17 protein-coding genes are annotated in these 21,639 nt (G+C 33.1%); 12 read left to right on the top strand and 5 right to left on the bottom strand.

Features of this window, described 5'->3' with window-relative positions:
* Positions 1–30: 30 nt before the first annotated feature.
* From V7719_RS06215 to V7719_RS06240, 6 genes are all read left to right on the top strand, one after another.
* Positions 31–966 (top strand): hypothetical protein, encoded by a 936-nt coding sequence (locus V7719_RS06215; RefSeq protein WP_335729019.1) that lies wholly within the window; start codon positions 31–33, stop codon positions 964–966.
* Positions 967–1,027: 61 nt separating this feature from the next.
* A complete protein-coding gene (locus tag V7719_RS06220; RefSeq protein WP_335729020.1) occupies positions 1,028–2,464 on the top strand; it encodes an amidohydrolase family protein in 1,437 nt (478 codons plus the stop codon).
* Between the two features lie 599 nt (positions 2,465–3,063).
* A complete protein-coding gene (locus V7719_RS06225) occupies positions 3,064–3,747 on the top strand; it encodes a phosphatase PAP2 family protein (RefSeq protein ID WP_335729021.1) in 684 nt (227 codons plus the stop codon).
* 553 nt (positions 3,748–4,300) lie between these two features.
* On the top strand, positions 4,301–6,112 hold the full coding sequence (locus V7719_RS06230) for a serine hydrolase (protein WP_335729022.1): 1,812 nt from the start codon (positions 4,301–4,303) through the stop codon (positions 6,110–6,112).
* A 256-nt stretch (positions 6,113–6,368) separates the two neighbouring features.
* Positions 6,369–7,193, top strand: coding sequence for a DUF3179 domain-containing (seleno)protein (locus tag V7719_RS06235; protein ID WP_335729023.1), 825 nt, complete (start codon positions 6,369–6,371; stop codon positions 7,191–7,193).
* A gap of 472 nt (positions 7,194–7,665) precedes the next feature.
* Positions 7,666–9,360 carry a serine hydrolase domain-containing protein gene (locus V7719_RS06240; protein ID WP_335729024.1) on the top strand — a complete coding sequence of 565 codons (1,695 nt, stop codon included), beginning with the start codon at positions 7,666–7,668 and terminating at the stop codon, positions 9,358–9,360.
* Between the two features lie 6 nt (positions 9,361–9,366).
* Here V7719_RS06240 and V7719_RS06245 read toward each other — a convergent pair whose 3' ends face one another.
* A complete protein-coding gene (locus tag V7719_RS06245; RefSeq protein WP_335729025.1) occupies positions 9,367–9,825 on the bottom strand; it encodes a helix-turn-helix domain-containing protein in 459 nt (152 codons plus the stop codon).
* Between the two features lie 288 nt (positions 9,826–10,113).
* Here V7719_RS06245 and V7719_RS06250 point away from each other — a divergent pair, with 288 nt between their 5' ends.
* Both V7719_RS06250 and V7719_RS06255 read left to right on the top strand, forming a co-directional pair.
* Positions 10,114–12,432 carry a type IA DNA topoisomerase gene (locus tag V7719_RS06250; RefSeq protein WP_335729026.1) on the top strand — a complete coding sequence of 773 codons (2,319 nt, stop codon included), beginning with the start codon at positions 10,114–10,116 and terminating at the stop codon, positions 12,430–12,432.
* Between the two features lies 1 nt (position 12,433).
* On the top strand, positions 12,434–13,009 hold the full coding sequence (locus V7719_RS06255) for a pseudouridine synthase (protein ID WP_335729027.1): 576 nt from the start codon (positions 12,434–12,436) through the stop codon (positions 13,007–13,009).
* On the opposite strand, the gene V7719_RS06260 is transcribed toward V7719_RS06255, so the two are convergent.
* Positions 12,993–13,217 carry a hypothetical protein gene (locus V7719_RS06260; protein ID WP_335729028.1) on the bottom strand — a complete coding sequence of 75 codons (225 nt, stop codon included), beginning with the start codon at positions 13,215–13,217 and terminating at the stop codon, positions 12,993–12,995. The two genes, V7719_RS06255 and V7719_RS06260, sit on opposite strands and share 17 nt — an antisense overlap.
* Before the next feature lie 164 nt (positions 13,218–13,381).
* Positions 13,382–13,840 (bottom strand): cold-shock protein, encoded by a 459-nt coding sequence (locus V7719_RS06265; RefSeq protein ID WP_335729029.1) that lies wholly within the window; start codon positions 13,838–13,840, stop codon positions 13,382–13,384.
* 170 nt (positions 13,841–14,010) lie between these two features.
* On the opposite strand from V7719_RS06265, the gene V7719_RS06270 reads away from it, so the two are divergent.
* Genes V7719_RS06270 through V7719_RS06285 form a run of 4 tightly spaced genes read left to right on the top strand, consistent with a single transcriptional unit; the run spans position 14,011 to position 19,123 of the window.
* Positions 14,011–14,691 (top strand): TetR/AcrR family transcriptional regulator, encoded by a 681-nt coding sequence (locus tag V7719_RS06270; RefSeq protein ID WP_335729030.1) that lies wholly within the window; start codon positions 14,011–14,013, stop codon positions 14,689–14,691.
* The gene (locus V7719_RS06275; protein WP_335729031.1) at positions 14,688–16,346 is read left to right on the top strand and encodes a peptidase domain-containing ABC transporter; all 1,659 of its coding nucleotides are present in this window, start codon (positions 14,688–14,690) and stop codon (positions 16,344–16,346) included. The genes V7719_RS06270 and V7719_RS06275 overlap by 4 nt, the downstream gene beginning before the upstream one ends.
* 12 nt (positions 16,347–16,358) lie before the next feature.
* Positions 16,359–17,711, top strand: a complete 1,353-nt coding sequence (locus V7719_RS06280; RefSeq protein WP_335729032.1) for an HlyD family secretion protein — start codon at positions 16,359–16,361, stop codon at positions 17,709–17,711.
* A gap of 8 nt (positions 17,712–17,719) precedes the next feature.
* A complete protein-coding gene (locus V7719_RS06285; RefSeq protein ID WP_335729033.1) occupies positions 17,720–19,123 on the top strand; it encodes a TolC family protein in 1,404 nt (467 codons plus the stop codon).
* Here the strand turns inward: V7719_RS06285 and V7719_RS06290 are convergent, their stop codons facing one another.
* Positions 19,124–19,840, bottom strand: coding sequence for a hypothetical protein (locus V7719_RS06290; protein WP_335729034.1), 717 nt, complete (start codon positions 19,838–19,840; stop codon positions 19,124–19,126).
* Between the two features lie 85 nt (positions 19,841–19,925).
* Positions 19,926–21,440, bottom strand: a complete 1,515-nt coding sequence (locus V7719_RS06295) for a DEAD/DEAH box helicase (protein ID WP_335729035.1) — start codon at positions 21,438–21,440, stop codon at positions 19,926–19,928.
* Positions 21,441–21,639 lie beyond the last annotated feature (199 nt).

Here is a 21,639-nt window from a genome sequence, read left to right on the forward strand (position 1 = left end):
GCAAGTTGGCAGTAATTTAAAGAGTAATAAATGAAAATAAAGGCTTTTTTTAAAATCCTATTTATATCATTAATAATCAATTCTTGCTCCTCAAATGATAGTGATATTGCTGAATCAGTATCATACCCTTCATTTGGTTCAGAAATAGAAGTAAACATTAACGGTTTATTGTTTGATGCTATGGAGCCATTTATATCACCTAGTGGAAACAATCTGTTCTTTAATAATTTAAACGATGGTATAAATACAAAACTTTATTACGCCACTAAAATCAATGATTCAACTTTTAATTTTGTAGGAGAGTTAGTAGGAACAAATCAAACAACAACACCTCATTTAGACGCAGTTGCTGATATGGATTCTAATGGGAATTTTTATTGGACATCAACAAGAAATTATCCTACCGAATTGGAAAATCTCTTTCATGGAACTATTAATGTTGGGAGTGTTAGTGATATTGAACGCGTGCAAGGAGATTTTAATATGAATATTCCTGGTTGGCTTATAATGGATCATGGAATAAGTTTAGATGGCCAATTTTTGTATTTCAGTAATGCCCGATTTGATGACACAGATTGCATGGGTCCTTGTGAAACAACTTTGGGAATTGCTCAAAAAGACAATTCTTCAACATTTAATACACTTCCTAATTCTGCGTTAATACTACAAAACATCAATGACGCTAATTATATTTATTATGCGCCTTGTATAAGTAGTGATAATTTGGAATTGTATTACACCAGATATTTAAAAGGTCCAATTACTCCAAGTACAGTTTTTGAAATATGCGTTGCGGTTAGAAGGGATTCTCAATCCGAATTTTCAATACCTAGGGTTTTGTTTTCAGAAGTTATTTCAAATTTAATAGAAGCTCCTACGCTAACAGTAGATAAGAACATCATCTATTATCATCAAAAGACTTCAGATTCTCATAAAATAGTAATGAGGTATCGAAACTATTTATAAAGTGATAAAACTACAGCCAACAACGTTCATACACGAACACATTAACGATAATTGATTAAATATGAAAACATTAAAACGAATTCTTAAATTCATTGTGATAAGTATTGGAGTTTTACTAATATTTATTGCGATAGTTCTTTTCATTGATACGCAAAGCACCAATTACTTAAAAGTTGAAAATAATAAATCTGCTCATAATAATTCCTTCCTTATTACCAATGTCAATGTAATTCCAATGAGCCAAGACACTGTTTTAGTTGACAAAATGGTGTATATCAAAGCTGGCATAATTCAAAACATTGCCGACAATATTGAAATTAAAGGCGTTGAAATTATAGATGCAAAACACAAATATCTAACTCCTGGTCTTATAGATATGCATGTTCATATATGGGATAGATATGAACTGGGTTTGTATCTATCAAACGGTGTTACTGCTGTTAGAAACTTATGGGGAATGCCAATGCATTTAAGACTAAAAGAAGATATAAACAATGATGAAATTATTTCTCCGCTGTTTTTCACAACTGGTCCTAAACTTACTGGTCCAGAATTTATTGGAGATGATAATTTACAACTAGTAAGCCCTAATGACGCCAAAGAAAAAGTGATTTCATATAAAAAAAGAGGGTACGATTTTATTAAAACCTACTATGGTTTAACTGAAGACATATTCGATGCTGTTGTTGAACAAGCAATAATCTCTGATATAGATATTGTTGCACATCCTTCACAAAAAGTATCTTATTCTTATCATTTCAAACAACAGATAAAGTCTATTGAGCATGCAGAGGAAATTATACAACAACCATTAAACTATAATTTATTAGACACATTAAAATTGAAACACGTGTTTAATGAATATGAAAAATCAAAAGAAAGTTTTTTTAGTCCCACTTTAACAGTTTACAATAATATTTATCAAATGCTTATTGATGATAACATTTTAGAATCAGAGCAACTACAATTCATTAATCCTCTTATTAAAAAGGTTGATAGTAAAGCTCAATTTGAACGATGGTATCATACTAAATTAAGAGACTCTTCCATTGTTAAGACAATAAAAAAACAGCATGATTTTCATTTAGAAATTGTTAAAACACTTCATAAAAATGGCACAACAATTATTTGTGGTACCGATTCTGGAATAGGCGTAACTGTACCTGGATTCTCAATTCATCAAGAACTTGCTTTTTACAAAGAAGCCGGACTTTCTAATTACGAAGTACTAAAAACAGCAACAATAAATGCTTCAAAAACGCATTCCATTATGAATGAAATGGGAACCATTGAAGTCGGTAAAATTGCCAACCTTATTTTAATAGACGATAATCCTTTATTAGACTTATCAGCATTACAAAATCCCACAACTGTCTTTATAAAAGGAAGAAAGTTGAATAGGGAAACCCTCGATAATTATGAAAAACAGGCGAAAAATAGAAATAACCTAATTGCCTCTGCTGTTAGATATCTAGAAAATTTAATAATCGAAAAATAAATTATCGCTAACAATCTGCCCGTCCGCATTAATACCAAATACTGTTCCTTAACTGAATTATTCAAATACGAAGTAGATTTTGAAGCAATAATAAAAACATATTTAGACAGGACTATTTTTGTAAAGCTTTTCACTGAATCACCTAAAAACAAATTTATTATAAATAACACCGAATCAATTAAGATTAACAACAATGTGATTATAATTAAAGGTAAAGTTTTTAAGCTGAATCCTATGACATAACCCATTGTATACTTTTTGTGTACTCAGAAAGCCTTACGAATTTTCCTATATTTCATTTTTTTTACTATTTTAGCCCTATCCAACACAACTAATTATACACGAGCAATTTAGAAAATGTTTTAAGCTCAGCAATGATTACAAGGTTTAAAGCTGAGATTAAGGTTATGCATCGAAAATAATAACAGAGGTTGGACAAAGAGCAAATATTTAAATGAAGGATGGATTTCCAATAAAGATTACAATGAATGAACATATAATAAACTAGTTGATGTTTCAGATAATGATTTTGAAGAATCGTTGTCTAAAAAAGAACGTAATAAAAAATTTGATGCCTCACTTTAAAAACCAAACCAGTCATGGATGATTTCATTATTGATATACTAAATGACCTTGCTCATAATGCAAGTTCTTTCACGAGAATTCTGACTATAATAGTACATAATGAACTCGTAAAGGGAGGGGTGGTTATAGCAGTCCTATGGTATCTTTGGTTTAATAAAAAAAGTGAAAGCTCACATAACCGTGAAAAAATCATTAGTACTTTATTTGGTACCATTATTGCAATAATTGTTGGTCGGGCCTTAGCTAATTTACTTCCCTATAGAGCTAGACCTATTCTTAATCCAGAATTCGATTTCACGTATCAAATAGATGAATTTTCTTGGCTAAACGAATTGAGTTCTTTTCCAAGTGATCATGCCATTCTTTTCTTCTCACTAGCAACTGGAGTTTTTCTTATCTCAAAAAAATGGGGAATGATTTCATATGCATATGTCTTGTTTATTGTCTGTTTTCCTCGAATTTATTTAGGTTTTCATTATCCGACAGATATAATAGGTGGTGCTGTAATTGGAATTATTATTATGTGGGCAGTTTCTGCCTTGAAAATAATGAGAAGGCTTTCAAAGAAAACAATAACACTTTCCATCAAATTCCCTGGTATATTTTATGCGTGTTTTTTTATTTTCAGTTATCAAATTGCCACATTATTCAATGAGAGCCGTGCTCTAATTAGTGCTCTAATTGGTTCCATATTTTAATAATATCTCAGAGGAAATTTTATTGAATTGTCAGGTAAAATACTGAAAAAGAACTATAAGGTAGTTTGCGAACATTTTATATAATAAATGTAGGGAAAGTTCAAAATATCAAGGTTGTGTAGCCGTTCAAACTGTACCAAGTTTTGATAGAGAATTTCCAATCAATCTGACGCTAATCTTACAATATAACGCTAGATGTAATCAAAGTATCCGAACTAAAAACAAACTGAATGGGTCCATTTGATAATTTATTTGGAAATAAAAAATAAAAAACGACTAATTCTACTGTTATTCAAGAACTTAAAGTGTAATATTATGGGGAGGTGTCAACAGAATTATCACTTTGTTTGTACTCGGAAAACCCTAAACCCTTCGCTAAAACTTCGGTTTTCGTAATCGGATTCATCTCTGGTTCGTTTTCTTTTGCTAAATTAGTTGCTAAACCTTAAACAATGCGCCATAATCTATCACGGTACCAACAATAAGAAAGAACAGAATAACCGGAAATCGGGAAAACATTAAACATCAAACATTCTATTAAAAATTTACTACTATGAAAAATAATCTCTTTGTACTATTAGCTATAATTCTTCTTCAATCGTGTCAAGAGGCACCTACTTCTGATGCTTCGATTGATATGATTAATAAGGTAGAAACGGGCCTCATAGCTCCAATATACATAGAGGGAGACTCAACATGGACCATAGAAAAACGCATGACGCATTATGGAGTTCCTGGCGTAAGTATTGCTGTCATAAATAATGGCAAAATTGAATGGACAAAAACTTATGGTATAATGGATAAAGAGAGTAAATCTCCCGTTACTGTAAAAACACTTTTCCAAGCAGCATCGATTAGCAAACCTGTAACTGCTTATGGCGCACTAACGCTTGTAGAAAAAAATAAGGTCGCCTTAAACGAAAACATTAATACCTATTTAAAATCTTGGAAGGTTCCAGATAATGAATTCACCAAAGAGAAAAAGGTAACTATTAAAAATCTAATCAATCATTCCGCAGGCATAACCGTTCACGGTTTTTTGGGTTATAGTCCAGATTTACCAGTGCCAACACTTGTTCAAGTATTAAATGGGACATCTCCTTCTAATTCAAGCCCTAGCGTTGTAGATAAAGTGCCCGAAGAAAGTTTTAGATATTCAGGTGGTGGCTATAATATTGTACAACAAATAATGATTGATGTTGAAGGGAAATCGTTTCCAGAGATTATGAATGACTTAGTTCTACAACCCTTAGAAATGAATAATAGCACCTACAATCAACCTCTAACAAGTGATCAATTACCGATGGCTGCTACTGGTTATTTACCAGATGGCTCAATGACTAAAGGTAAAAGACATACTTATCCTGAAATGGCTCCTGCCGGATTATGGACAAATGCAGAAGATCTCGCAAAATTTGCAATCAACATACAAGAGACTCTGAAAGGTCACAGTGAAAAAGGGTTATCTAAAGAGATGACTACAAAAATGCTCACACCTTTTGTGGAAGAATTTATAGGACTAGGAATTTTTATAAATAAAAAGAAAGACGAAATATACTTTGGACATGGAGGTTGGAATGAAGGGTTTTCTAGTGAGTTGATTGCTCACAAGGATAAAGGTTATGGTGTGGTTGTATTAACCAACTCCAATCACCCAGACTTTATTTCGGAACTTATTCGCTCTGTTGCCATTACATACGAGTGGGATGATTATGTTCCAACACATAAGAAAATGGAAATTGATCAATCAATTATTGATGAAATTAGCGGTCGGTATCAGAGATATGATAATCTACCCTTAGAGATTTTTCAAAAGGATAATCTACTTATCCTAGAAAACAAACTGACGGAAGAATCTGTGGAGATTGTCAAAATTTCAGATAGCACATTTGTTTCAAGGGCGAGTGAACGACTCATTCAATTCAAACCAAATTCAGAAACTGAAATAATCAATATACTTAGAATTGATGCTAACGATGGAACAATAGTATCAACTTTCGCTAAAATAAATAATGATGAAAAAATCCCTGTGGACTTTCTCCTAGAAGGAAATTTTGAAGGAGCAATGGATGCATATAACGTCTTAATGAAGCAAAACCCTAATAATCCAGTCATTATTGAGGACAACTTAAATAGATTAGGTTATAGATTTTTAAATCAAGCCAAAACAAAATTGGCGCAGGACATTTTTAAAGTGAACATGATGCTCTATCCTGATAGTTTTAATGTGTATGACAGTTATGCAGAAGCTTGCATGAAAATGGGCAAAACTGATCAGGCAGTTAAAAATTACAATAAGTCTTTAAGCCTGAATCCTGAAAACAACAATGCTACAGAAATGCTTAAGGAATTACAAAAAAATTAGTGAAATGAATTTTGGTGAGAATCAGCAGAACATAACGGCTGGCAACAACGTATAAAATTAATTGCTAAGTCCTCGCCTACCCTGAAAACTCTAGGATTTCCGTTGGTCAGATTTCCTTTTCAAATTTCCATTTTGTGTTTAGGGAAACGTTTGAAGCCTGTATTTTTTAATACCTTTATACTGTTCGAAAAGTATGCGATTAATAAAATGCTACTTTTTAAAGACAATACCGTTGACAAACCTAATAAGTAAGATTATGAAAAAATCTATATTTTTAATAGCAATTGTGATATTTCTTGGATGTAAGCTGCAAAAAAGCGAAAAAGCAGAAACAGAAACAGAAAAATCTGAAGACCATATTGAAGTTGTAAAAAAGAAGCGTCCAGTTGCAATTGAAAATAGCAAGTTCTTTGAAAGCAGCGGTAAGAAAATGCTATATGGTGGAAAAGATAAAAATCAACATTTCGACATAAGTGGATATTCGCTTAAAGATGAGCAGTTTCATTATGGTATTGGCAGAGAGAAATTTCCAGCATTATTAAAGCCAGAATTCATCTCTGTGATTGAAGCAGATAAAACATGGGCAGATAGCACTAGGTTTTTATTAGCACACTCTGGAAAGGAAGTTAAAGCTTATTCTGTAAAAGATTTAACGCGCCATGAAGTTGTAAATGATGTATTAAACGGACAGCCAATTATGGCTGTTTATTGCATCTTAGCCGATTTAGGCGCCATATACGAACGAAATTATGGTGACAAGGAATTGACTTTTGCTTTAAGTGGATATACATATTATGATTATGATGTATGGAATGGTCTTGATGGTTTTGTGCTTTGGGATAGAGAAACAGAAAGTCTCTGGTGGCCGCTAATTGGAAAAGCTGTATCTGGCCCTCTTAAGGATGTTAAACTTTTAGAAATGGATAAAAATAAATGGAAGGATGTTAAATGGAAATATATAAAAGACAATTTTCCTAATGCTTTAGTTTTAAAGTCTGGTCAAGATTTTGAAAGACCAACTGATTGGAAAAAAATTGAAGATGTTACTTCCATAAAAGAGAATTACATTTCTGAAAATTAATAAACGCTTGCGAACAACGCATATGAGTAATTGCTAGATTTTTACGTACTCGGAAACGAGCATATGATACTAGCGTTTCCTCGGTTCGTTAGTATTCAATATGACAAATAAGCCATACAAGATTTAGACCTAATTGAAAGTGTTGTGAAGCTACAGGGGTTCTCATAAATACGTCTAAGAAATTCTCAAGACTACCTCAAGTCCTCGATGGTACATTCGAAACGCTAATTGAATTATTTGGTAAAAATGGGAATCATGCAATTACCATTTAACGCGACAGTGCAACTTGATCTGATTTTAAAACTTAACACATATAAATAGGATCAACGGTTTCCAACAACCTGCATAATTAATTAATAAGTCCTCACCTATTCCAAAAATCCTGCGGATTTTCCTCTGGTTCGTTTTCTTTTACTAATTTAGTTCCTAGCCAATACAACCAGGTGTGTAATTATTTAAAACAATCATCATTATGAAATATATTAAAAGTCTTCGTTTTTTTTCTATTATAGTCATTGCTTCATTATTAATGCAAAATATAGAAGCACAAACCAGTGCCTCGACAGACTTAGAATCAAAAATAGATGATATTTTCAAAAACTTTAATGATATACATAAGCCCGGAGCTACTGTAGCTGTTGTTAAAAATCAAAGAATTGTTTTTAAAAAGGGTTATGGAAGTGCAAATTTGGAGTATGACATCCCGAATTCACCTTCTACAATTTTTCATATTGCATCGGTTTCAAAGCAGTTTACTGTGTTCTCAATTCTATTATTAGAAAAAGAAGGAAAATTATCTTTCGATGATGATATTCGTAAATTCATTCCTGAAGTACCAGATTTTGGCAAAACCATTACCTTAAGACATTTGGCTTCACACACAAGCGGAATGAGAGACCAGTGGACCTTACTAAATATGGCTGGATGGAGATTTGATGATGTTATCACCAAAGAACACATCTTAAAATTAGTGTCTCAGCAAAAGGAATTGAATTTTAATCCAGGTGAATCCTATATGTATTGCAATACAGGTTTTACACTTTTAGCTGAAGTCGTTGCAAGAATTTCTGGTAAAACCTTTGCTGAATTTACCGAAGAACATATTTTCAAACCTTTAAATATGACTCATACACTTTTTTATGATGATCATGAAAAAATAGTTAAAAATCGAGCCTATTCTTACCACACTGTAAGTGAAAACAACTATAAAAAGAGCGTCTTAAATTTTGCGAACGTAGGAGCAACTAGTTTATTTACAACAGTCGAAGATTTGGCATTATGGTCTATGAATTTTTCATCATATAATATAGGTGATAAAGATATCATTAGTAAGATGAATACGCTAGCAGTTCTTAATAATGGTGAAACATTTGGTGGTGCTTATGGTCAATTCAAAGACACTTACAAAGGTTTAAATCAAATTCAGCATGGTGGTGCCGACGCTGGATACCGTAGTTATCTTGGGAGATTCCCTAATCAAAACGTCTCCGTTATGGTCTTTAGTAACTTAGCCCAATCCAATCCTGGAAATTTAGCACTTCAAGTTGCAGATCTTTATTTGAAGGATTCATTTGAAAAAGAAACAGCTACAACTATAGCCTCTACACTTGAAGTAGAATATATAAATCTTCCTGATGAGCAATTAAAAAAATTAAGTGGCCATTTTTGGAATGATGATCAAAAATATGCCAGAAAGATTTATGTTAAAAATGATACCCTAAGATATTTTAGAGGTGAAGGAAATGAAAGTACTTTAGCGCCAATTTCGCCTAACGAATTCAAAATGCTGGGCGTTAATGTTGACTTAAGAGTTCTATTTTCAAGATCCAATGAAAAACGTCAGATGACGGTTTTAATTAATGATGATGAACCAATTATATCGCATGAATTTACACCACCAAGTTATGAAGTTTCCGACCTTAAAGAATTTATAGGAGAATATTTTAGTCCTGAGCTAAATACCACTTATAAGGCTGTTTTAAAGGACGATAAACTTACGTTTACTCATGCTCGCGCTAGTGATATTGTGATTTCGGCAGCCAAAACTGATCTATTTCTTATTGATGGCTACAGTTTTATGTTTGTAAGAAATGAAAATCATCAAATAACAGGATTTAGAGCTTCAGCTGGACGAGTTCAAAATTTGTGGTTTGAAAAAGTAAATTAAACCTCCTTACTTCTTTTTGAATTTCTTTTTAATCAACTTTGTTTTCCATGCATCTCCAAAAAAATCAAAAACATTAAGAGAATAGACTCCTATGACTATTGCCCAAGAAAGTAACAGCCATAAAAAAAGAATCCAATTGGATGAATCTGTAAAAGCAAGAATCAAAGGAACTAACAAGCTTAATATTGCAATAGCGAGAAGTTTATAAAAACCTTTAACATTTTGAACGTACGCTTCTTCTTTTCTAATCTGTTCCATTTCCTCATTCTTATCGGAATCCGTTATATTAGTTTCAAAAACAGCTGCCAAAGATTTCAAAGATTCTAAACCTGCATTTTCTCCATTTTCAATCCGTTGAATCGTTCTTATACTTAATCCACTCATTTCCGCAAGTTGATCTTGTGACCAATGGCGTTCTAATCTCATTTCTTTTATATCTCTTAAATTAATTGTACTTGGATTCATTATGCTTTAGGCGTTTAATATTATATATGCAGCAAAGATAAGTATTAACATTTCTTCGAGTTTGAAATCTATATGACAGAGTCATGACAGTTATGCGACAGTAACCTGAAATTAAAGAACAATCTACTTTGACTCAAAACGAAATCCCTTTCTTAGTTTTACTTATCGGAATTTATTTCATGAATAAACATTCAGATTTAGTTAATAACTCTGCATAAATCTCTGTCAAAAAACAACAACAATTTCCTATTTTGCAGTTCTGTTTAGAACTCAAAACTTGTTTTATAAATGAAAGTCTGCATTGCCGAAAAACCTAGTGTCGCTCGAGAAATCGCGCAAGTCCTTGGTGCCAATACCAAACGTGATGGCTATTACGAAGGTAATGGTTATGCGGTGACGTATACTTTCGGACATTTATGTACACTCATGGAGCCAAACGACTATAAACCGTATTGGAAAAGCTGGGATTTAAACAACTTACCCATGCTTCCTGAAAAATTTAAAACTAAAGTGGTTAGCAATTCAGGAATTAAAAAACAGTTCAATATTGTAAAATCCCTATTTGATAAAGCAGAGCTTGTCATTAACTGTGGTGATGCTGGTCAAGAAGGAGAACTCATCCAACGCTGGGTTTTAGATCAAGCTAATTATAAAGGAAAAGTGAAACGCCTTTGGATTTCATCTTTAACTACGGAAGCCATTAAGGAGGGTTTTGGAAAGCTCAAAGACTCTGAAGACTATGACAATCTCTACTATGCTGGATTTTCACGGGCTATTGGAGATTGGCTATTAGGCATGAATGCCACACGCCTATATACAGTAAAACATGGCGGCTACAAGCAAGTACTTTCTGTTGGTCGTGTGCAAACTCCAACACTAGCAATGGTAGTGAATCGCTTTAAAGAGATTGAAAACTTTAAGCCTCAACCCTATTGGGAATTACAAACGATGTATCGCGATACCTTATTTGCATATGAAGAAGGTCGTTTCTTGAAAATGGAAGATGGGGAAGTTCTAGCAAATAAAGTTAAAGAGTACGATTTTGAAATTGTGTCTACTACCAAAAAGAAAGGTAAAGAATACGCTCCAAAATTGTTTGACCTTACTGGTCTACAAGTGTATTGCAATACGAAATTTGGATTTTCGGCAGATGAAACTTTAAAAATTGTTCAGAAATTATACGAGCAAAAAGTCGTCACTTATCCAAGAGTAGATACTTCGTTTTTACCAAATGATGTGTATCCGAAAGTGCATGGTATACTTCAAAAATTGACTAACTATTCTGAATTAACGCAACCGCTATTAAGTAAAAAAATAAAAAAATCAGCGAAAGTCTTTAATGATAAGAAAGTAACAGATCACCATGCCATTATTCCCACGGGAATACAAATCAATCTACAATACAATCAGCAGCAAGTTTATGATATTATCGTCAAACGTTTTATTGCAGTATTCTATCCAGATTGCGATGTTTCCAATACAACCGTTATAGGAAAAGCAGACGATGTCAATTTTAAAACGACTGGAAAAGAGATTTTAAAAGACGGATGGAAAGTGGTGTTTAAATTCGGAAAAAAGGAAACTTCAAGTACTTCTGAAAAAGACACATTACCAACCTTTATTAAAGGTGAAAAAGGGCCACATGAACCCTCTTTTTTAGAGAAACACACCAAACCACCAAATCAATTTACCGAGGCTACGCTCCTACGTGCGATGGAAACTGCAGGCAAACAAGTAGATGATGATGAACTTCGGGATTTAATGAAAGAAAATGGGATTGGTAGGCCATCGACTCGAGCCAATATTATTGAAACATTGTTTAAACGTCAGTATATCAAACGTAATAAAAAACAATTATTACCAACTGTTACTGGTGTTGCACTTATTGATACGATTCAGAGTGAATTATTGAAATCTGCTGAGCTCACCGGACTTTGGGAAAAGCAACTCAAGGATATCGAAAAAGGCGAATATAGTGCGAGTCAATTCATTAATAATATGAAAAAGATGGTTGATGAGTTGGTATACGAAGTGAGAAGTGAAACCAAGCGTGCAAATATTTCACAAGCTACAGTTATTACTCAGAGACAATCTAAATCTAAACCCAAACAGACCAAAACAGCAAGCATAACCACAGAAACATGCCCGAAATGTAAGAAAGGGAATCTAATTCAAGGAAAATCAGCATATGGCTGTAGTCAATTTAAATCGGGTTGTGATTTTGTAATGCCTTTTAGCAACTACGGAAAAAAAATTTCTGAAAAACAATTCATACGCTTGTTACAAAAAGGATCAACAGTGAATTTAAAAGGCTTTACTTCGGAAATTGGAACAACAGAAGGTTTACTGCGTTTTGATGATAGTTTCAAACTGGTTTTAGAAGCAAAAAAAGGACCTACTAAAGTTTCCGAAGAGAAAAAGTCAGATGATGTCAAATGTCCGAAATGTCAAAACGGAAACATTATAAGAGGTAAAACAGCCTATGGATGCAGTGCTTATAAATCGGGTTGTGATTTCAGAATGTCATTTGAAGCCATTCGTTCAAAAGCTAAAGACAAGCAACTCACAAAAGATTTGGTCTATTCCATTTTAAAAGGTGACATCTAATATGGAGCATCGCCATTTCAAACTCTTTAAACCTTATGGGTATTTGAGTCAGTTTCAAACCAACGCCAAACACGAAATCAATAAAAAATTCTTAGGAGAATTATACGATTTTCCAGAAGGCACAATGGCTATTGGACGGTTAGATAAGGACTCTGAAGGTCTACTTCTATTGACAACCGATGGCAAAGTGAGTTATGAGATTACGAGTTCTAAAACGGATAAAGAATATTATGTACAAGTGGATGGTGATGTTACAGAAGATGCCCTAAAGCACTTACAACAAGGCATTGAAATAAGCCATAAAAGTGAAACCTACACGACTAAACCTTGCAAAGCATTTAAATTAGAAAACACACCTAATTTCCCTGAACGTGCTAAAAAAATTCGTGATGAACGTCATGGAAAAACCTCATGGATTTCAATAACCATTAATGAAGGTAAATTTAGACAAGTGCGTAAAATGACAGCTCAAGCTGGGTTTCCAACCTTACGATTGGTAAGAATTCGAATTGGGACTATTACTTTAACTGGTTTGGAAATGGGAGATGTAGTAGAAGTAATTAATCCTTTATCTTAAGCACAGACATAATAACCTTATTATCTCTACCAAAAGTAGCACATCTAATAGTATCACCTTTTCCTTCTTTAACTTCAATGATATATTTTATACCAATTTTGTCTTCAAATTTTGCATCATTAACTTTGTAATACTCAAACTCATATTTGCAATTAGACAACCCTATTAAAAGACTAGTTGCAGTCATTTCCATTAGTGGTGGATACAATCAATTTGTGTAGAATCTGTATTAACAGTTAATAGCTCAGCATAAACCTTGTCCACATATTTACAATGTCCCGTTTTAAAATTAGAACAATCTAAATCTTGCGCATAAGACCATGTTGAGCATGATAGCACTATAAGTAATAATATATGTTACAATATTGAAATTTAAATCACCTTAACTCGAACGGCATTCATACCTCGATTACCTTTTTCTAATTCGAATTGTACTTTATCGTTTTCTTCAATTTCATCAATTAGACCACTCACGTGGCAGAAGTATTTTTCTTGATCTTCGGTATCGATAATAAACCCAAAACCTTTAGAATGGTCAAAGAATGATACTTTCCCTTTTCTAATTGGATCGTATTCTTCTTCATCTAAATCTTCTCTTTTAGGAATACCTATTACGATATTTTTTGCCTTTACTTTTACTTTATCAGCTGGATTTGGAGGTGTATCCGTAAGATTTCCAAACTGATCTACGTAAGCAAACGGAATGCTTTCAACTCCAGTTTCTTCTTTTTCAAGCTTACGAGCTTCCATTTTTTTGCGTTTGTCTTCGCGTTTCTTTAAGCGTTTCTTTTCTTTTTCACTTTTGTTAAATGTCTGTTGCGACTTTGCCATTCTTTATTTTTGGATGTTTTTATTGATATGGTGAATAAAACACCAATTGCTCCAAAGATACGTCATATCTATGAATTTATCAATATCCAATTAATAATATAGTTAATAAATGTTAAAAATATTTATAATTAATAGTATTACTATTATATTTGCGAGTAAATATTAACAACATGAAAACTTTACTTTCAAACTTAAGAATCGATATCAATGATAAAATCTATTTAAAAGATCCGCAATCATCAGATCTTGGTAAGCGCATTATTGAGTATAGCATCAAATTAATAGATGATATTGGCTTTGACAGTTTTACATTTAAAAAGCTAGGAACCCTTATAGGTTCAAACGAAAGTTCAATTTATCGCTACTTTGACAGTAAACATAAGCTACTACTCTATTTAACATCTTGGTATTGGACTTGGTTAGAATATCAATTAGTATTCTCTACCACAAACATGTCAAATTCAAATGAAAAACTAGAAAAGGCTATCAACATATTAACTAAAACTATTGAGTCTGATTCTACGTTTGCTCACATTGATGAAGTCACCTTAAATAGGGTCGTCATTAATGAATATTCAAAATCGTACTTAACAAAGGAAGTAGACGAAGAAAACAAAGATGGATATTTTGCAATATACAAGCGTTTAGTAAATAGATTACACGATATGATTAAAGACGTTAATAGCGACTATAAATTTCCACATAGCCTAGCAAGCTCTGTTTTGGAAGGCGCTCTGCATCAGCACTTTTTAAAAGATCATTTCAAATCACTAACCGATTGTAATGATAAAACGCAACCTTCAGATTATTTTAATCATTTAGTATTTAACGTCTTAAGCACTAACAAATGACAAAAACAATATTAACCTCATGGCAACGCTTAATAGGTTTATTAAAATTAGACCGAAAAGATATTAAGCAGGTGTTTTACTATGCGATATTTGCAGGTTTGGTTAACCTTTCACTTCCACTAGGAATTCAAGCTATAATCAACCTAATTCAAGGTGCTCAAATCAGTAGTTCATGGATTGTACTAGTTGTCTTAGTAACCATTGGTGTTGCGTTTGCTGGCGTATTACAACTCATGCAAATGCGAATCATTGAAAATGTTCAACAAAAAATATTTACAAGGTCATCTTTTGAATTTGCTTATCGTTTTCCGAAGATAAAAATGAGCGAATTACGTCATTATTATCCGCCAGAATTAGCGAACCGCTTCTTTGACACGTTGACTGTTCAAAAAGGATTATCAAAAATTTTGATTGATTTCCCAGCTGCTTTACTTCAAATTATTTTTGGATTAATGCTTTTATCCTTCTATCATCCATTTTTTATCGTTTACGGTATTTTACTTCTACTCCTTATTTATGTGGTCTTTAAATTTTCGGCACAAAGAGGTTTAGATACAAGCCTAGATGAGTCAAAGCAAAAATATAAAGTTGCACACTGGTTGCAAGAAGTGGCGCGTTGTATCTTAAGCTTTAAACTATCAGGACGAACGAACTTAGCACTTAATAAAAATGACCAACTCGTATCAGGCTACCTTGATGCCCGAGAAAGTCACTTTAAGGTTCTTGTTCAACAATTTATAAAACTCATCGGTTTTAAAATCTTAGTCACTGCAGGTCTTTTAGTTATCGGAGGGTTTTTAGTCCTAAGTCAGCAAATGAATATTGGTCAATTTGTCGCTGCGGAAATCATTATTCTTTTGGTCATTAGTTCTGTAGAAAAACTAATTCTTGGATTAGAATCATTTTACGATGTATTAACCTCTATTGAAAAATTAGGGCAAGTGGTTGATAAAGAATTAGAATCTCAAGAAGGTGATAATGTCGGCACTGATGTTAGAGATATCAAAATTGAACTTAATAAAGTAAGCTATATCGTTCCTGGCAAACCGAGTCCAATTTTAGATGATATTTCCTTAACGATAGATCCTAAAGATAGGATTCTAGTACATGGCTCTCATGGTTCTGGTAAGGCGACTTTATTAAAGATAATTGCAGGGATTAATGCGCCAACTCATGGGAGTGTTTATATCAATAATATTTCACTTAGCGGAATTAAACTAAATGAATACAGAGCCTTGGTCGGACAATCATTACCTGAAGAATCACCTTTTGAAGGAACCATCAGGGACAATCTAACGTTTGGGAATGATTCTATTACTCAGGAAGACATCAATTGGGTTCTAGAAAAAACAGGATTAGTAGATTTCGTAAAGACACAACCAAACGGTTTAAGAACAATCTTATATCCTGAAGGACAGAGACTATCTTCAACGGTATCCAAAAAGATAGTTTTAGCCAGAAGTATTTTAAAGAAACCAAAACTATTATTGCTTAAAGATCCATTAGATCAATTTGAAGTTAATGACGCAAAGAGCATCATGGAATTCTTGACAGATAAGAATAATCCTTGGGCATTAGTAGTCGTAAGCTACAATATGGATTGGAAAAATAGTTGCACTAGGATTATCAATTTAGAAGAAGGTAAAATTGTTTAAACATTAAAGAATATGCTTAATATTTCTAATAATAAACTCAACAAAACAGTAGACTTATCATCTTATAAATCGGTGCAAAAAGTCTTTCATAAAAGGCACTTTAAGCAATTTAATCGCTTTCTCATTGCCTTTGCAATTCTGGTTGTTATTATCATGTTTTTACCCTGGACTCAAAACATCAATAGTCCTGGTAGAATTACAACTTTAACTCCCGAGCAAAGACCTCAAACCATACAATCTCCTATTCCAGGACGTATTGAAAAATGGTTTGTTAGAGAAGGTGATGAAGTTAAGAAAGGTGATACTATTTTGTTCATTTCTGAAATAAAAAATAAATATTTCGATCCTAATCTTGTCAATCGTACAGGTCAACAAATAAAGGCGAAAGAAGCTTCTGTTGATTCTTATGACTCAAAAGTTAATGCACTAAATAATCAAATTGGAGCAATAACTACTGAGCGAAAATTAAAATTAGAACAAGCCCAAAACAAACTATTGCAATCAAAGCTTAAAGTTAAAAGTGATAGTATAGATTTCGAGGCAGTAAAAATTAATTTAGGGATTGCTGAAAGACAAATTGGAGCAACGCAAAAACTGTATGAAGAAGGTTTGAAATCGCTCACACAATTAGAAGAGAAACGTTCAAAATTTCAAAAAGCTCAAGCGAAACTAATTTCTCAAGAGAACAAATACCTCGCAGCAAAAAATCAAGTCATTAATGCAATGCTAGAGATTAATCGTGTACAAGCTGAGTATACTGATAAAATTTCAAAAGCACAGAGTAATAAATTTACGGCAAAGTCAAATCAATTTGATGCTGAAGCTCAAGTAACAAAATTGGAAAGTGATTTTACAAGCTATGAAATGCGTAATGACATGTATTATATTAAAGCGCCTCAAGATGGTTTTATAAATAAAGCTATTAAAGGCGGCATTGGCGAAACCTTCAAAGAAGGAGAAGAATTAGTTGGCATCATGCCTTCAAATTATGATATAGCCATTGAAATGTTTGTAGACCCTATAGACTTGCCATTAGTACATAAAGACGAAAAAGTGCGTGTTCAGTTTGATGGCTGGCCAGCAATCATTTTTAGTGGTTGGCCTAATATTTCCTATGGAACTTATGGCGCCAAAGTCGTTGCTATAGAGCGCTTTATAAGTCCTAATGGAAAATTCAGAGTACTTCTTGTTCCTGATGAGGCAGACCATCCATGGCCAGATGCGATACGCGTTGGCTCTGGAGCTAAAACAATTGCCTTATTAGAAGATGTGCCTATTTGGTTCGAACTTTGGAGAAAGCTTAATGGCTTCCCTCCTAATTATTATCAACCTGAAGGTGCATCAACTCAACCTGATAAAAAATAAGACAAGCCATGAATAGATATATAAACATACTATTTGTTTTCATTATGTCATTTTCTTTTGCTCAAGAGCAAGACTCTATTGTCTTAAGTTTTAGCGAATATTTAGGCTATGTCAAGACATACCATCCTATTGCTAAGCAAGCCGATCTGTCTTTACAAATTGGGCAAGCAAATCTCATGAAAGCTAGAGGTGGTTTCGACCCAAAAGTTGAAGTTAATAATGAACGTAAAAAATTTAAAAACTTAGAGTATTTCGACCAACTTAATGCCACATTTAAAATCCCGACTTGGTATGGTATTGAACTCAAGGGAAACTTTGAACAAAATGACGGTGTCTTTTTAAATCCACAGAATTCTGTTCCAGATGACGGTCTTTATAGTGCTGGAATCTCAGCGTCATTAGGTCAAGGCTTATTTATAAATAAACGAATGGCAGACTTAAAGAAAGCCAAGTTTTTTAAGGAACAAACCAAAGCAGATAGAGAAATCCTAATTAACCAGATATTGTTTGATGCTTCTCGTGCCTATTTTAATTGGTTACAAGCCCATAATGAAACCAAAATTTACGAGCGTTTTCTAACTAATGCTAAAACTAGATTTCAAGGTGTAAAGCGCAGTGTCGAAAATGGTGATAAAGCTGCAATCGATTCTGTAGAAGCTGGAATTACAGTTAAGAATCGTGCATTAGGACTGGAACAAGCCAAGGTAAAACGGATGAAGGCTTCATTAGAACTTTCTACATTTTTATGGCTTAATGATAACATTCCTGTTGAATTACAATCGAATGTCTTACCAGATGCCTTTATAGAAAATACAGTTGATGATGTCTTAGAGATTTCAGGGCTTCCTCTAACAGATTTTGTCTTAGAAAACCATCCGAAACTCCGGTCGCTCGGATTTAAATACAATGGTTTAGAAGTTGACAAGCGTTTAAAAGTAAATAAGCTCTTACCTAAAGTTGACGTGCAGTATAACTTCTTAACGGAAGATCCAGATATTGCAAGGTCCTTTAATAGTAATCAATACAAAGGCGGTTTTAGTATAGCCTTCCCCTTGTTTCTTAGAAAAGAACGTGGTGATTTGAAGTTGGCTAAAGCCAAGCTTCAGGATTTACAGTTTGAAATTGATAATGCCAAAATCAGTATTCAAAATAAAGTACTGGCTATATACAGAGAATTAGAATCGTTTGAAACTCAAAATAAGCTTATTGATGAAATCGTGACAGATTACACAACACTATTAAAAGCAGAAGAACGCAAATTTAGTTTTGGTGAAAGCTCATTATTTTTAATCAATTCACGAGAGAAGAGTTTAATTGATTCACAATTGAAATCTATAGCACTTCAGAATAAATTCTTAAAAGCCAAAGCGAAATTATTTAACAGCCTATCAAGAGATTTGCAGAACTTATAATTAATTCCCTTCTTTTTCTGCTTCAGTTTTTTCGAGAATAGGGTTTTTATCTTTTATCACATTAACAGTGGCTTTCACACCAGTTAGAAGGTTCCATTTTTTAGAAGAGACGAGTTCACCTTTGTCATTATAAACAAGAAACTGAGCCGTATTTGGTCCAGAATCCCCTTGGTTTAGAGCAAGAAATACAATTTTATTAGCACCAATATTAAGTGGGACATTAAACCCTTTATAACCTGAAGTTAGCAATAAACTTGGGATAATAAGCTCATCATTAACAAATACACGAACCAAATCACCATCAGGATATTCATGGTCGCGACAAACTATTCTAACAAAAGCCCCATTACTTTTTATATCACCTAGAAAAACATCAGACATGGTTTCAATCTGAAGACCTTGTTCAACGGCTATTTTATTGAAACGTTGTTCAAAAAGTTCACCTGGATTTCGCAAGCCGTTGTCATGAACCATTGAAAATTCCTTTTCCGGTTTTTTTAAAGAAACCTCACTTTCAGTTGGGATTCCAGCAATATTTTTTTTGGGTTTTGTAATACCAATTTTTGAGTCTGGCTTTATAATTAATCGAGGTGTAGAATCTTTCTCCTTACTTTCTATTGCAGGAATTTTTATAGACTTCTTCTCGTTTTTATCAGGTTGAGCAAACAGAGAGCAAGTGCATAGGGCAAGAATAAAAAAAATCAGGTGCTTCTTCATCACATTTTTTTTAGTAGGGTTGTTTCAAAAACCATACCTAACGTTAAAAGTAACGACTTTAAAACGTAAAAATTTTAATTTTTCGTTAAAACTTTCCGTTAAAACTAAGTCGCAACTTACGTATGTACTCTCCAAGTAACCAGTCTTTATAGTTTTTTGTACTATTCATGATACAATAGCAGTACTGCTTGATGCGGTAGCAAATATCATCATGTAATAACTTTGCGAGATCTCTTGCTTCAAAGACGTCTTCACTATTAGCAATGACCAATTTTGAATGTTGAGCTATACTATTCTCTATCGCTTGCATCGATTTTTTACCATCCCGAATAACCTTTTTATATTCCGCTTTGATATCGAAATCGTCATTAGGGTTTTTCTTGAAGCGTTTTCGCAAAGATTCTGGCATATTATAAATAAACTCACGCTCAATATCCTCATCATTTCTAAGGTTTTCCAAATAGAAATCAGGGTTTTTGAAAATATGTTGCCAATCTGCTGGCTGGCTCCAAGGACCGAAACGCACTGCGTTATTCCCTAAATCTATAACCGTAAACTTGGTTTTGTCTCGATGAATTCTCGAGCCTCTACCAATCATCTGAAAATATAGCGTCAATGAACGTGTCGCCCTATTTAGGATAATAGATTCTACCGAAGGCTCATCAAAACCTGTAGTTAAAATACTTACAGAAGTTAGGATACTGCCTGGTGTACTTTTAAACCATTTTAAAATCTCTTTACGTTCTTGCTTTGAAGACGTATTGTCCAAATGACGAACATCATATCCTGCTCGTTTAAAAGTATAGTAAACTTCTTTTGATGTATTGATACCATTATTAAAAATCAGAGTCTTTTTACCTTTAGATAATTCTTCATAAGCAAACAAGAGCTTGCCTTGCATTGCTGCATTAGTATATAATGCTTCGGAAGACTTTACAGTATAATCACCATTGATTCCAATTTTAAGGGTATTTAGGGAAACATCATAATTGTAAATTTCAGCTGAAGCTAAAAAACCATTTTTAATAAGTGTTGAAATATTATCACCAACAATCAACTTCTTATAATTATCCTTCATTGGCAACTTTATATTGCTACTTAAAGGAGTGGCTGTCACACCAAGAATAAAACAATTTTCGAAAAACTTAAATAGTTTTCTAAACGAATTATAATGTGCTTCATCAATAATAACCAAGCCAATATCTTCTAAATTAAGTTTGCCATCATTGAGTCTATTGTTAAGTGTCTCAACCATAGCAACAAAACATTTGTATTGGTCTTGATCTGGTAATTCTTTTACCTTACTATTTATAATCTTATTATTTACACCAAAACCATGAAGTACTTTAGAGGTTTGTTTGCACAATTCTATACGATGAGTCAAGATGACCACCTTCTTCTGATGCTTCTTTATATATTGTCTTACGATTTCAGAAAAAATAACCGTTTTACCTCCTCCTGTTGGTAATTGGTACAACAAATTATAATTATCTGGAGCAGCTTCAAAAACATCAAAAATGCGATTAAGATCAGCAATTTGATAATCATAAAGACGCTTTTTGTTTTTATTTTTGGTTGTTACTTCTAGGGTTCCAGACATAAATTAATAACTTCAAACTGACGATTCTTGCAAAACTAAGCTTTTATAAGAGTTTCTAAGTCATATTGTTAAAAACATATGAAAAGTAATTCTTACCCTTTTGTGTTAAAAACTGTTAAATTACTACTGTGCAATACAAAGTACTGTAACATTTTAGTTTATCTGTCGTCTCTATAGTATAACATAACCATTAAAACCA

The sequence above is a fragment of the Psychroserpens sp. genome (assembly GCF_036960315.1).
Taxonomy (GTDB): Bacteria; Bacteroidota; Bacteroidia; order Flavobacteriales; family Flavobacteriaceae; genus Psychroserpens.